This window comes from Klebsiella sp. Q2 (genome assembly GCF_009900705.1).
GTDB lineage: Bacteria > Pseudomonadota > Gammaproteobacteria > Enterobacterales > Enterobacteriaceae > Klebsiella > Klebsiella quasipneumoniae.
The window spans coordinates 1,440,362-1,452,882 of sequence record NZ_JAAABE010000001.1 but is presented as its reverse complement, the minus strand read 5'-3'; the positions used below and the strand labels follow the sequence as shown (position 1 = coordinate 1,452,882).

The 12,521-nt window shown below is 59.6% G+C and carries 13 protein-coding genes; 8 read left to right on the top strand and 5 right to left on the bottom strand.

Annotation, left to right across the window (positions count from 1 at the left end):
• Nucleotides 1-95 precede the first annotated feature (95 nt).
• Genes tauA through tauD form a run of 4 tightly spaced genes read left to right on the top strand, consistent with a single transcriptional unit; the run spans nt 96 to nt 3,509 of the window.
• A complete protein-coding gene (tauA, locus tag GT756_RS07080) occupies nt 96-1,058 on the top strand; it encodes a taurine ABC transporter substrate-binding protein (RefSeq protein ID WP_004204897.1) in 963 nt (320 codons plus the stop codon).
• Between the two features lie 11 nt (nt 1,059-1,069).
• Nucleotides 1,070-1,837: a taurine ABC transporter ATP-binding subunit gene (gene tauB, locus GT756_RS07075; protein WP_004178719.1), complete on the top strand. Its 768-nt coding sequence runs from the start codon at nt 1,070-1,072 to the stop codon at nt 1,835-1,837.
• Nucleotides 1,834-2,661, top strand: a complete 828-nt coding sequence (gene tauC, locus GT756_RS07070; protein WP_008805332.1) for a taurine ABC transporter permease TauC — start codon at nt 1,834-1,836, stop codon at nt 2,659-2,661. Before tauB ends, tauC begins: the two co-directional genes overlap by 4 nt.
• The gene (tauD, locus tag GT756_RS07065) at nt 2,658-3,509 is read left to right on the top strand and encodes a taurine dioxygenase (protein ID WP_160124629.1); all 852 of its coding nucleotides are present in this window, start codon (nt 2,658-2,660) and stop codon (nt 3,507-3,509) included. The genes tauC and tauD overlap by 4 nt, the downstream gene beginning before the upstream one ends.
• A gap of 174 nt (nt 3,510-3,683) precedes the next feature.
• Here the strand turns inward: tauD and GT756_RS07060 are convergent, their stop codons facing one another.
• From GT756_RS07060 to ampH, 4 genes are all read right to left on the bottom strand, one after another.
• Nucleotides 3,684-5,402 (bottom strand): lysophospholipid acyltransferase family protein, encoded by a 1,719-nt coding sequence (locus GT756_RS07060; protein WP_053810718.1) that lies wholly within the window; start codon nt 5,400-5,402, stop codon nt 3,684-3,686.
• Between the two features lie 178 nt (nt 5,403-5,580).
• Nucleotides 5,581-6,072 carry a transposase gene (locus GT756_RS07055; protein ID WP_160124628.1) on the bottom strand — a complete coding sequence of 164 codons (492 nt, stop codon included), beginning with the start codon at nt 6,070-6,072 and terminating at the stop codon, nt 5,581-5,583.
• A gap of 256 nt (nt 6,073-6,328) precedes the next feature.
• Nucleotides 6,329-7,303 (bottom strand): porphobilinogen synthase, encoded by a 975-nt coding sequence (gene hemB, locus GT756_RS07050; protein WP_004204887.1) that lies wholly within the window; start codon nt 7,301-7,303, stop codon nt 6,329-6,331.
• 106 nt (nt 7,304-7,409) lie between these two features.
• Complete coding sequence (gene ampH, locus GT756_RS07045) at nt 7,410-8,570, bottom strand: D-alanyl-D-alanine-carboxypeptidase/endopeptidase AmpH (RefSeq protein ID WP_004204886.1); 1,161 nt, start codon at nt 8,568-8,570, stop codon at nt 7,410-7,412.
• A gap of 219 nt (nt 8,571-8,789) precedes the next feature.
• On the opposite strand from ampH, the gene GT756_RS07040 reads away from it, so the two are divergent.
• From GT756_RS07040 to GT756_RS07030, 3 genes are all read left to right on the top strand, one after another.
• Nucleotides 8,790-9,302 (top strand): isochorismatase family protein, encoded by a 513-nt coding sequence (locus GT756_RS07040; RefSeq protein ID WP_072096510.1) that lies wholly within the window; start codon nt 8,790-8,792, stop codon nt 9,300-9,302.
• A gap of 117 nt (nt 9,303-9,419) precedes the next feature.
• The gene (sbmA, locus tag GT756_RS07035; protein ID WP_004204884.1) at nt 9,420-10,640 is read left to right on the top strand and encodes a peptide antibiotic transporter SbmA; all 1,221 of its coding nucleotides are present in this window, start codon (nt 9,420-9,422) and stop codon (nt 10,638-10,640) included.
• A gap of 18 nt (nt 10,641-10,658) precedes the next feature.
• Complete coding sequence (locus GT756_RS07030; protein WP_017898945.1) at nt 10,659-11,765, top strand: DUF1615 domain-containing protein; 1,107 nt, start codon at nt 10,659-10,661, stop codon at nt 11,763-11,765.
• Here GT756_RS07030 and GT756_RS07025 read toward each other — a convergent pair.
• Nucleotides 11,762-12,064, bottom strand: coding sequence for a YaiY family protein (locus GT756_RS07025; RefSeq protein WP_017898944.1), 303 nt, complete (start codon nt 12,062-12,064; stop codon nt 11,762-11,764). The two genes, GT756_RS07030 and GT756_RS07025, sit on opposite strands and share 4 nt — an antisense overlap.
• A 252-nt stretch (nt 12,065-12,316) precedes the next feature.
• Between GT756_RS07025 and GT756_RS07020 the strand changes: the two genes are divergently transcribed.
• Entirely contained in the window at nt 12,317-12,520 is a 204-nt protein-coding gene (locus tag GT756_RS07020; protein WP_135682882.1) for a DUF2754 family protein, read from the top strand.
• The last annotated feature ends 1 nt before the right edge of the window (nt 12,521 follow it).

The following is a 12,521-nucleotide window of genomic DNA, read 5'->3' as shown; positions in this document are numbered from 1 at the left end:
AAACGATTCGCTATTAGCCAGAATTTTTAATTACTTCATCTCCATCCTGATGCCGGAAATACTGCACCTATAACAACTCAGGGGAAGCAGACATTATGGCATTCACATCGCGAATTACTCTACTGGCGGCGCTGGCCGTCGCCGCCTTCCAGGCGCAGGCGGTCAACGTGACCGTGGCGTATCAAACCTCCGCTGAGCCGGCGAAAGTCGCCCAGGCGGACAACACCTTCGCCAAAACCAGCGGGGCGACCGTCGACTGGCGGAAATTTGACAGCGGCGCCAGCGTGGTGCGCGCTCTGGCCTCCGGCGATGTGCAGATCGGCAATATCGGCTCCAGCCCGCTGGCGGTGGCCGCCAGCCAGCAGGTGCCGATTGAAGTGTTCCTGCTTGCCTCAAAGCTCGGCAACTCCGAAGCGCTGGTGGTGAAGAAAAGCATCACCAAACCGGAAGATCTGATCGGCAAGCGCATCGCCGTGCCGTTTATCTCCACCACCCACTATAGCCTGCTGTCGGCGCTCAAACACTGGGGCATCAAGCCGGGCCAGGTGCAGATTATTAACCTGCAGCCGCCGGCGATTATCGCCGCCTGGCAGCGCGGGGATATCGATGGCGCTTACGTCTGGGCGCCAGCGGTTAATGAACTGGAAAAAGAGGGCAAGGTGCTGACCGATTCCGCGCAGGTTGGGGAGTGGGGCGCGCCGACCCTCGACGTCTGGGTGGTCCGTAAGGACTTCGCCGAGCAGCATCCGGAGATTGTCAAAGCGTTCGCTAAAAGCGCCATCGACGCCCAGCAGCCCTACATCGCCAACCCGGAGGCATGGCTGAAACAGCCGGACAACATCAGCAAGCTGGCGCGCCTGAGCGGGGTGCCGGAAGCCGATGTCCCGGGGCTGGTGAAGGGCAATACCTATCTCACCGCCGCTGAGCAGGCGCAGGCGCTGAACGGGCCGGTCAATCAGGCCATCGTGGATACCGCGCGCTTCCTGAAAGAGCAGGGCAAAGTGCCTGCGGCGGGAACCGATTATCGTCAGTACGTCACTGACCGCTTTGTGAAGTAAAGGAGGCGGCGATGCTGCAAATCTCGCATCTTTCCGCCGACTACGGCGGTAAACCGGCGCTGGCGGATATCAACCTGACGCTGGAGAGTGGGGAGCTGTTGGTGGTGCTGGGGCCTTCGGGCTGCGGTAAAACTACCCTGCTGAACCTGATTGCCGGATTCGTGCCCTATCAGCACGGCAGCATCACCCTCGAAGGTCAGCGGGTGACCGGGCCGGGCGCAGAGCGCGGCGTGGTCTTCCAGAATGAAGGTCTGCTGCCGTGGCGCAATGTGCAGGATAACGTGGCGCTGGGTCTGCAGCTGGCGGGCGTGGATAAAGCGCAGCGCCGGCAAGCGGCGGCGCAGATGCTGAAGAAGGTGGGTCTCGAAGGGGCGGAAAAACGCTTTATCTGGCAGCTGTCCGGCGGTCAACGCCAGCGGGTGGGCATCGCCCGGGCGCTGGCGGCGAATCCGCAGCTGTTGCTGCTGGATGAGCCCTTCGGCGCGCTTGACGCCTTTACCCGCGAGCAGATGCAGACATTGCTGCTGAAACTGTGGCATGAGACCGGCAAACAGGTGCTGCTGATCACTCATGACATTGAAGAGGCCATCTTTATGGCCACCGAGCTGGTGCTGCTGTCGCCGGGGCCGGGACGGGTGGTGGAGCGGCTGCCGCTTGATTTCAGCCGTCGCTTTGTCGCGGGCGAATCCTGCCGCAGCATCAAATCCGACCCGCGGTTTATTGAACAGCGGGAATACATTTTGAGCCGGGTGTTTGACCAACGGGAGGCTTTCTCATGAGCGTGGTACTGAACGACAAACCGCGTCAGACGACGCTGAAATGGCGCTGGCCGCTCTCCCGTCAGCTTACCCTCAGCGTGGCGACCCTGGCGGTGCTGCTGGCCGTCTGGTGGGCGGTCGCGGCGCTGCAGCTGATTAGCCCGCTGTTTCTGCCGCCGCCAGGACAGGTGTTGCAGAAGCTTATCACCATCGCCGGGCCGCAGGGCTTTATGGATGCGACGCTCTGGCAGCACCTGGCGGCGAGCCTGACGCGGATCGTTATCGCGCTGCTGGCGGCGGTGCTGATCGGCGTACCGGTGGGGATCGCCATGGGGCTCAACTCAACGGTGCGCGGGATCCTCGATCCGCTGATCGAGCTTTATCGTCCGGTGCCGCCGCTGGCCTACTTACCGCTGATGGTGATCTGGTTTGGCATTGGTGAAACGTCAAAGATCCTGCTGATCTACCTGGCGATTTTCGCCCCGGTAGCGATGTCGGCGCTGGCGGGGGTGAAAAGCGCGCAGCAGGTGCGGATTCGCGCCGCCCGTTCGCTGGGCGCCAGCCGGGCGCAGGTGCTGTGGCTGGTGATCCTGCCCGGCGCGCTGCCGGAGATCCTCACCGGGCTGCGCATTGGTCTCGGGGTGGGCTGGTCAACGCTGGTAGCCGCTGAGCTGATCGCCGCCACCCGTGGGTTAGGGTTTATGGTGCAGTCCGCCGGCGAGTTTCTCGCCACCGATGTGGTGCTGGCGGGGATCGCAGTCATTGCCATTATCGCCTTTTTACTGGAACTGGGGCTGCGCGCGCTGCAGCGCCGCCTGACGCCCTGGCATGGAGAAGTACAATGAGTGAACGTCTGAGCATTACCCCGCTGGGGCCGTATATTGGCGCGCTGGTGACCGGGGCGGATTTAACCCGTCCGCTGAGCGACAACCAGTTTGAGCAGCTGTATCACGCGGTGCTGCGTCATCAGGTGGTATTCCTGCGCGAACAGAATATCACCCCGGCGCAACAGCGCGACCTGGCGCTGCGGTTTGGCGACCTGCATATTCATCCGGTCTACCCTCACGCCCCTGGCGTGGAAGAGATTATCGTCCTCGATACCCACAACGATAATCCGCCGGATAATGACAACTGGCATACCGATGTCACCTTTATCGACACGCCGCCCGCCGGCGCCATTCTGGCGGCGAAAGAGCTGCCGGCGACCGGCGGGGATACTCTGTGGACCAGCGGCATTGCCGCCTGGGAAGCGCTGTCAGAACCCTTCCGGCAGCTGCTGAGCGGCCTGCATGCGGAACACGATTTCCGTAAATCGTTCCAGGAGTATAAGTACAACCACACGGAAGCCGAGCATCGGCGCTGGCAGGAGGCGGTGGCGAAGCATCCACCCCTGCTGCACCCGGTGGTGCGTACCCACCCGGTGACCGGCAAGCAGGCGCTGTTCGTTAATGAAGGCTTTACCACGCGGATTGTCGACGTGACCGAGAAAGAGAGCGCGGCGCTGCTGAGCTTCCTGTTTGCCCATATCACCAAACCGGAGTTTCAGGTGCGCTGGCGCTGGCAGCCGAACGATGTCGCTATCTGGGATAACCGGGTGACGCAGCATTACGCCAACGCCGACTATCTGCCGCAGCGGCGGATCATGCACCGGGCGACGATCCTCGGCGATAAGCCGTATTACCGGGCGGTGTAAGGCTTGTAGCCGGTTAAGGCATCAGCCGCGAGCCGCGGAGAAAAGCGGATGCTGCATTGCCCGTAGCTTCCCGGAGGCGGCGCCTGACGCGCCTTTTCCGGGCTACCGATCCGTCGGAAACGGTGAACCGTAGCCCGGCTAAGGCGCAACGCGCCGCAAGCCGGGAAAAAGCTTTTATGCCGATTTTTGCGCACCCAGATGCGCGCCAATATAGCGCTGATAGCGGTTCGCTTTCAGATAGGTCAAATCCACCAGCACCAGACCATCCACGCAGTTATTGAAATCCGGATCGCTGCCGAAATCGATAAACTGCACGCCGCCCGGCTCGCACACTTCCGAGTACTGCTTATACAGCGGCGGGATCGCGCAGCCGAGGTTGCCGAGCAGGGACTTCAGCCGGGCCAGGTCGTCGTTGTAATCCTCCCCGCCAAACTGCGCCAGCACGTCGGGCAGCGACGCCGGATAAGGGCGACGGGACTCCGCCAGCGGGTGCGTCGCCGGGAACCACAGCCGGTAGAACGCCACCAGCAGATCGCGAGCGGCGGGCGGCAGCCCACCAGAAATCGATACCGGGCCAAACAGATAGCGATAGTGCGGGTAGCGCGCCAGATAAGCGCCGATGCCGGACCACAGGTAGTCCAGCCCGCGTCGACCCCAGTAGCGCGGCTGGATAAAGCTGCGCCCCAGCTCAATGCCGTGCTGCAGGATGTCGTCCATTCGCCCGTCGTAGTGGAACAGACTGGAGCTGTAGATCCCCTCCAGGCCGCGCTTTGCCAGCTGTATGGCCGTCGGCATAAAGCGGTAAGCGCCGACGATCTCGAGGTCTTCTTCATCCCACAGGATCAGATGCAAATAGTCGTCGTCATACCCGTCGATATCCCGCCGTTTGCCGCTGCCTTCGCCAACCGCGCGGAAGGCGATTTCCCGCAGGCGTCCCAGCTCGCGCAGCAGCGGCGCCTCCTCCTGACCGTTGCGCTGCCAGAGGTAAATCACTTTGCCATCGGCGGTGCGGCCTAGGCATTCGGCCTTGTGCAGTTCGCGTTTGAGCCGCGCCCGATCTTCCGGGCGGGCGATGGCGCTTTCAGTTTTGAACTGCCCAGGCAGCCCTTTGCGCAGCTGTTCAAGGTGCTGATAGCAGCGGCCGGTAAGTTCGCGAGCGCTGGACTGGGCATCGAACCAGCTCGACCAGGGGATCTGCTGGCCGAGACGCACCGGCAGGCTGCTGTTGCGCCGGCGAAACATCTGCTGCATCAGCAGGAGCAGCGGCAGGTTGTCGGAGACCAGGGTGCTGGCGTAAAACAGGGCGCTGTTGTGAGCATGAATCCACGCCGGCAGCAGCGGGGCGCGATATTTCGCCGCCAGCTTAATAAAGCCCGAGTGCCATTTTTTATCGCGAATGCCGCGACGGGTAAGGCGAGAGACTTCCCCCGCCGGGAAGAAGATCAGCACCCCACCAGCCTGTAGCTGCTGGTCCATCTGCTGCAGCGCCGTTTTAGCGGTGCGGCCATGAATATTATCCACCGGGATAAACAGCGAGCTCAGGGGCTCAAGGTGGGTGAGCATGCGGTTGGTGACCACTTTGACGTCGCGTCGCACGCGGGATACCGCATACAGGAGCGCCAGGCCGTCGAGGGTGCCGGTGGGGTGGTTGGCGATAATGACCAGCGGGCCATATTCGGGGATTTGTTCGAGATCGTGCGCCGGGATGGCGCAGCGGATATTGAGGTATTCCAGCACCTGTTCGACCGTATCAAGCCCCTTCAGGTGGCGGTGACGGTCGGCAAATTGTTGAAACTCTTCCTCATAAAATAGCTTTTTTAACAGTTTCTTTTGCCAGGGGGCGGGCCTCGCCTGAGGCCACAGGTCATCGAGTACGTTGTCGAGACTAAACATAGTGGCTCCTCCTCCGTCCTGCCCAGACAGTAGAAGGTAGAGATGTCGTTCAGATTACAGTTGGGTGAAGATTCGGTCGCAGCAAGCGAGGTTTCCCGGATAGCGGCTAACGCCTCATCCGGGCTACGGTTGGCGCCGATTTGTAGCCCCGGTAAGCGTCAGCGCCACCGGGGAGAGGCTATCGGCGTTCACCGCAGCTAAGATCAAAGCTATCGCCAGCCCAATTTGGGGGATATAGCCCGCGCTGGACATCGCGATGAAAGGTTGAAAATGGCCAATCGATCACTCGGGTGACCCAGCCATGCTTAAGTGGATTGATATGGATGTAATCAACGTGTCGGCGGTAATCATCTTCATCGCGTTTGGCATGCTCCCAAAAGCGAGGTTGCCAGAGGGGGTGTCGTTTTAACGTTCTGGTAAAACAGCCTTTGATATCTCTCCAGCGTGAAGAAAAATCGTCATCATTATGAGGTAGTGTCCAGATGCAATGCAGATGTTCAGGCAACACCACCCAGGCATCAATAATAAAGGGGCGATGTTGTTTAACTACGGCGACAGAGTAGCGCAATAATTCTATGTTTTCAGTTAGGTGCATGCTTCTACGGTCTTTAAGGTTAACGGTGAAGAACCAGGTTCCCCCTTTAATGTAATAACGTCGATAAGCCACCACAGGATCTCCTGGAATTCGGTATTTATGATGTGGTTTAACACGTTAGAAGGCGAAATCCGGTACGCCAAGAAGAACGCGCAGAAGATGGAAAGCGGCGTGCAAAATTTTAGCTACAGATATTGTTTAGCGCCTGTCCCCGGATAGCGGCGCAAGCGCCTTATCCGGGCTACGGTGTGGTGGTCGCGATAAATACAGCGCACCGGAGATGAGGTTTGGTAGCCCCGGTAAGCGTCAGCGCCACCGGGGAGAGGGAGGCTTAACGGAGGATGTTTTTCTCGGCCAGGTCGAGGGCGAAATAGCTGAAGATCAGATCGGCGCCCGCGCGTTTGATAGCGCCGAGGCTTTCCAGAACCACTTTCTCTTCATCGATAGCGCCCGCCTGGGCGGCGAATTTGATCATCGCGTACTCCCCGCTGACCTGGTACGCGCCGAGCGGCAGATCGCTGCGTTCGCGGATATCGCGCAGAATATCCAGGTAGGCGCCCGCCGGTTTCACCATCAGGCAGTCGGCGCCCTGGGCTTCATCGAGCAGCGACTCGCGAATAGCTTCCCGGCGGTTCATCGGGCTCATCTGATAGGTTTTACGATCGCCCTTCAGCGCGGTACCGGCCGCTTCGCGGAACGGGCCGTAGAAGGAAGAGGCGAACTTGGTCGAATAGGACATGATCGCCGTATTGGTGAAGCCTGCTGCGTCCAGCGAGCGGCGAATCGCCTGCACCTGACCATCCATCGCGGCGGAAGGGGCGATGAAATCCGCGCCGGCGGCGGCAGCGACAACGGCCTGTTTGCCGAGGTTTTCCAGGGTCGCGTCGTTATCCACCCCGTGGTCGCACAGCACGCCACAGTGGCCGTGGGAGGTGTATTCGCAGAAGCAGGTATCGGACATGACGATCATCTCCGGCACCGTGGACTTACAGATCCGCGACATACGCGCCACCAGACCATTTTCATTCCAGGTATCGCTGCCGGTGGCATCGGTGTGATGAGAAATACCAAAGGTCATCACCGAGCGAATGCCGGCATTGGCGATGCGTTCGATCTCGCGCGCCAGATATTTTTCCGGAATGCGCATCACCCCGGGCATCGCCTCGATCGCTTTGTAATCATCAATTTCTTCTTCAACAAAGATCGGCAACACCAGGTCGTTCAAACTCAGTGTTGTCTCTTCAAACAGGGCGCGCAGCGCAGCGGATTGACGCAGGCGGCGGGGGCGAGTGATTAAATCTGTCATGGTTTGCCTGATTTTGTGAAATGAAAGAGGGTAGTGTAACTGAAATGGCATCAGGATGTTTCGCCAAAACGATCGTTATGTCGCATCGGCGAAACCTCCCCCGGGCTTACTGACTGGCCGTCTGCATGTTGGGCTGCATGCCGCTCAGCTCGCTGACCAGATCGTTGATGCCATCGCTCATATTGTTGAAACGGGTTAACGGCGAGCGGGTCACCACCACAAAAGCGCCGACGTTAGCCTGCGGATTCATCGCCATATAGGTGATAAACCCGCCGCCGCCGCCGGTTTTCTGAATAATCCCCGGATGGCCATTCTTCGGCTTCATATACACCCAGCCAAGCCCCAGCGCGTCGGCGCGGCCAGGCACGTCCATACCGATCACCCGAGTCAGCTGGTTACGCTGATAAATCAGCGTCTGCATCCGGTCGGCCTGCTGGCTGCGGGTATAGAAATCGGATGACAGGAACTGCTGCATCCAGCGCATCATATCCCCCGGCGTCGAGTAGACGCCGCCGCTGCCGATCGCCGCCAGAGTGTTGTTACACGGGCTGGCGCCTTTCTCCGGGATCATCAGCCGCTGGCACTGATCCGGCGATGGGGTAAAAGTAGTGTCCTTCATCCCCAGCGGCCGGGTGATCTGCTCTTCAAACAGCTGCGGATAAGGTTTGCCGGCGGCGGTGGAGAGCGCGTCCGCCAGTAAATCGAAGGCCAGATTGGAGTAGGCTGCCTGTGAGCCCGGCGCGGTCTTCAGGGTGGCGGTTGAGAGCCAGTTCCAGCGCTGCTGGCGGGTTGGCCAGACAAACACCGGACGATGAGCGGCGCCGCCAGGCTGCTCGCGCGGCAGGGCGCTGGTATGGGTCGCGAGATTCACCAGAGTGATTGGTTTTCCCTGCCAGTCAGGCACTCGGGCGCCCGGCGGAGCGTATTTGCTCAGCGGATCGTTGAGTTTCACCACCCCCTGGTCGAGCAGCTTCACCAGCATCTCGCTGGTCATCAGTTTGCTGAGGGAGGCGATACGGATCACCGAGTCGAGCTGCGGGTGTTGATTATTCCCCGGGCGGGTTTCGCCAAAGCTGCGAAACACACGCTGATTGCCATCGATCACCACCAGCGCCATGCCGGTGGCGCCGCTGCCGTAGTAGATATGATTGGCGTAACGATCGACCACATCCGAGGCGAAAACCGGGTCAACGGTAGGCTGTGCGGCCTGCGCCGAGGTCCACGACGCCGCGCACAGCGCAGCAAAAATGAGCAAACTACGTTTCAACGGAGATCATCCATTAAATAAATAAAAAAGAAGAGGGTATTTATACTACGAAGTGGCGCAGAACAAAGCGGGATTCACGACATTCCTGCAGGAAAAAGGTAACGGTGCGTAAAAAAGACTTTTTTACGCTTTCGGATACCGGCTTTTTTCGCCGGCGCGTATGATGACCGTTTGGCTGAAGGTTTGCGGGAGAAAACAATGGCGGCTCAACGGGTAGTGATGGTCGTGGATATGCAAAACGGCGTGTTCGCCACGCCGCGTCTGGCGCGCGAGCGCTGCGTCGCGCAAATTAATCGTCTGGTGCGCGCGGCGGATAAAGTGATTTTTATTCAGCATGATGAGGCCGGCGGCCTCGAAGCCGGCAGCGAAGGCTTCGCCCTGCTCCCTGAGCTGGAACAGCCGGCCGGCGCGCTGTATGTCACCAAAACCGCCTGCGACGCCTTCTACCACACCTCGCTGGAGCAGGTGCTGCGGGAACACGACATTCAGCAGTTCGTCATCTGCGGTTGCGCCACCGACTACTGCCTCGACACCACCATTAAAAACGGCGCCAGCCGCGGGTACGGCATTGTTATCGCGGAAGATGCCCACACCACCGCCAACCGCCCCGCCGCGCAGGCCGCGACGCTGATCGCCCACTACAATGAGGTGTGGCGTACGCTGACCGTTCCTGGCAATCCTTTACAGGTGAAACCCACAGAAACAATTCTGCACGCCTGGCAGCAGAACTAAGCTGTTGATATCCGGTCTTATCATCCGTCTTCCCCGCGAGAGCGCTTTCACGCGGCGGCCGACGTATGCGTCGTATACAGCAATAGCAGAACGATAAGAAGTTAGCAGGAGACAATGATGTTTAAATCTTTTTTCCCCAAACCGGGGCCGTTTTTTATTTCTGCCTTTATCTGGTCGCTGCTGGCGGTGATCTTTTGGCAGGCGGGCGGCGGCGACTGGCTGCTGCGGGTCACCGGGGCATCGAAGGATGTGGCGATCAGCGCGGCGCGCTTCTGGTCGCTCAACTATCTGGTGTTCTACGCTTACTATCTGTTTTGCGTCGGCGTGTTTGCGCTGTTCTGGTTTGTCTACTGCCCGCATCGCTGGCAGTACTGGTCGATTCTCGGCACGTCGCTCATCATCTTCGTCACCTGGTTTCTGGTGGAAGTGGGGGTGGCGATCAACGCCTGGTATGCGCCGTTCTATGATCTGATCCAGAGCGCGCTGGCCACCCCGCATAAGGTCAGTATCAACCAGTTTTATCATGAGATCGGCATCTTTCTCGGCATCGCGCTCATCGCGGTGATCATCGGCGTGATGAACAACTTTTTCGTCAGCCACTACGTCTTCCGCTGGCGCACGGCGATGAACGAACACTACATGGCCCACTGGCAGCATCTGCGCCATATCGAAGGCGCCGCGCAGCGTGTGCAGGAAGATACCATGCGCTTTGCCTCCACCCTGGAAGATATGGGCGTGAGCTTTATCAACGCGGTGATGACCCTGATCGCCTTCCTGCCGGTGCTGGTGACGCTCTCCGAACACGTTCCCGACCTGCCCATCGTCGGTCACTTGCCGTATGGCCTGGTGATTGCAGCGATCGTCTGGTCGCTGATGGGGACCGGCCTGCTGGCGGTGGTGGGGATTAAGCTGCCGGGTCTGGAGTTTAAAAACCAGCGCGTGGAAGCGGCCTATCGTAAAGAGCTGGTCTACGGCGAGGACGATGAAACCCGCGCCACGCCGCCGACGGTGCGCGAGCTGTTCAGCGCGGTGCGTCGCAACTATTTCCGTCTCTATTTTCACTATATGTACTTCAATATCGCCCGCATTCTCTATCTGCAGGTGGATAACGTTTTCGGCCTTTTCCTGCTGTTTCCGTCGATCGTTGCCGGTACGATTACCCTTGGGCTGATGACGCAAATTACCAACGTTTTCGGCCAGGTGCGCGGTTCGTTCCAGTACCTGATCAGCTCGTGGACGACGCTGGTGGAACTGATGTCCATCTACAAACGTCTGCGCAGCTTTGAGCGCGAACTGGACGGCAAGCCGCTGCAGGAAGCGATCCCGACATTACGTTAATCAAGACAAGGAAGCAGGATGGCCGCACGTTTATCGCGCATTATACCCGGTTCATTGACGCTGCTGGCGGCCGTGGTGCTCAGCGCCTGTACCAGCCAGCAGGCGCCGGTGCTGAAAGAGGGTGAGAAGCCCGTTGACGTGGCGTCGGTGGTGCGGCAGAAAATGCCCGCCAGCGTCAAGGATCGGGAGGCCTGGGCGCAAGCCATCGCCACCGCCTTTGACAGCCAGAAGCTGGCGCCGACGGAAGAGAACGTCTGCTCGGTGCTGGCGGTCGCGCAGCAGGAGTCCAATTATCAGTCCGATCCGGTGGTGCCGGGGCTGAATAAAATCGCCTGGCAGGAGATCGACCGCCGGGCGGAAAAAATGCACATTCCGCTGTTTCTGGTCCATACCGCGCTGAAGATCACCTCGCCAAACGGCAAAAGCTACAGCGACCGTCTGGACAACGTGAAGACGGAAAAGCAGCTGAGCGCTATTTTTGATGACTTTATCGGGATGGTGCCGATGGGGCAGAAGCTGTTCGGCTCCCTGAACCCGGTGCACACCGGCGGCCCAATGCAGGTCAGCATCGCCTTTGCTGAGCAGCATACCTCCGGCTACCCGTGGAAAATGAACGGTACGGTGCGCCAGGAGGTCTTCAGCCTGCGCGGCGGCCTCTGGTTTGGTACCTATCATCTGCTGAACTACCCGGCCAGCTACAGCGTGCCGTTGTACCGTTTTGCCGACTTTAACGCCGGCTGGTATGCCAGCCGTAACGCCGCCTTCCAGAACGCGGTGGTGAAAGCCAGCGGGGTGAAACTGGCGCTCGACGGCGACCTTATCCGCTATGACAGCGATGAGCCGGGCAGCACCGAGCTGGCGGTACGTCGCCTGGCGGGCCAGCTGGGGATGAGCGACAGCGAGATCCACAGCCAGCTGAAAAAGGGCGACAGCCTGGCGTTTGAGAAGACCGACCTCTATCAACAGGTTTTCCGTCTCGCTGATAAAAAAGCGGGCAAAACCCTGCCGCGGGAGATGTTACCGGGGATCCAGCTTGAGAGTCCGAAAATCACCCGTAATCTGACGACGGCGTGGTTTGCGAAACGGGTCGATGAGCGGCGGGCAAGCTGTATGGCGCGGCGTTAACGGCGCCGACGCCAGCGTACAATGATCGCCAGCAGCCCGATGAACGCGCAGCCGACCAGGAAAGGGATCAGGCCAAAGAGGGTGCCAACGGCGAGACTGATGTCGACCTGCGGACGGCTGGCGTCCTGGGCCTGCATCAGGCGCTCAAACACCCCCGGGGCGTGGATCAGCATGCTGAGCATCTGCGCGCCGGCCCAGCAGCAGATCAGCACGAACAGCCCGTAGGCGACATGGCTGCCGGTCAGCGCCCCTCTTTTTTTATTTCCCAAAAGCGATTTTGAAAAACTGAATTCAGCCATAGGCCCTCCCACCTCTGTACTGCTGGTTTTTTCTCCAGCTCTATGGCAGGTATTCTGGCAGTGCGACGCCGTCGCCAGTATCAGATTGCTGGTAATTGCCCTCCAGGAATAATCCTGTTTTCGCCGTTGTGTTAACCGCGCCACAGGAAGGGAAAAGGGAGACCGGCGTCGCAATCCAGCAACATTCTCCATATCGCTACAGACCGCCGCGGGCGGCTATGCGAAGATGCGTTTTTTGCTGTTGGAGGCCGCATGAAGCTCACTGATAAAATTCGCCGCGACTGGCACTACTACGCGGTGGCGCTGGGGTTAATTTTTATTCTTAATGGCGTGGTGGGGCTGCTGGGGTTTGAGACTCAGGGCTGGCAATCCTACGCCGTCGGTCTGGTCACCTGGGTGATAAGCTTCTGGATTGCGGGCGTTGTGATCCGCCGCCGCCCGGCAGAAGAGGCCTGAG

What these genes read in the sequence shown, in the direction of transcription:
- hemB (WP_004204887.1), bottom strand. Translation starts at nt 7,303, where the DNA reads ATGACAGATTTAATCACTCGCCCCCGCCGCCTGCGTCAATCCGCTGCG.
- sbmA (WP_004204884.1), top strand. Translation starts at nt 9,420, where the DNA reads ATGTTTAAATCTTTTTTCCCCAAACCGGGGCCGTTTTTTATTTCTGCC.
- tauD (WP_160124629.1), top strand. Translation starts at nt 2,658, where the DNA reads ATGAGTGAACGTCTGAGCATTACCCCGCTGGGGCCGTATATTGGCGCG.
- tauB (WP_004178719.1), top strand. Translation starts at nt 1,070, where the DNA reads ATGCTGCAAATCTCGCATCTTTCCGCCGACTACGGCGGTAAACCGGCG.
- GT756_RS07020 (WP_135682882.1), top strand. Translation starts at nt 12,317, where the DNA reads ATGAAGCTCACTGATAAAATTCGCCGCGACTGGCACTACTACGCGGTG.
- GT756_RS07060 (WP_053810718.1), bottom strand. Translation starts at nt 5,402, where the DNA reads ATGTTTAGTCTCGACAACGTACTCGATGACCTGTGGCCTCAGGCGAGG.
- GT756_RS07025 (WP_017898944.1), bottom strand. Translation starts at nt 12,064, where the DNA reads ATGGCTGAATTCAGTTTTTCAAAATCGCTTTTGGGAAATAAAAAAAGA.
- GT756_RS07040 (WP_072096510.1), top strand. Translation starts at nt 8,790, where the DNA reads ATGGTCGTGGATATGCAAAACGGCGTGTTCGCCACGCCGCGTCTGGCG.
- tauA (WP_004204897.1), top strand. Translation starts at nt 96, where the DNA reads ATGGCATTCACATCGCGAATTACTCTACTGGCGGCGCTGGCCGTCGCC.
- GT756_RS07030 (WP_017898945.1), top strand. Translation starts at nt 10,659, where the DNA reads ATGGCCGCACGTTTATCGCGCATTATACCCGGTTCATTGACGCTGCTG.
- tauC (WP_008805332.1), top strand. Translation starts at nt 1,834, where the DNA reads ATGAGCGTGGTACTGAACGACAAACCGCGTCAGACGACGCTGAAATGG.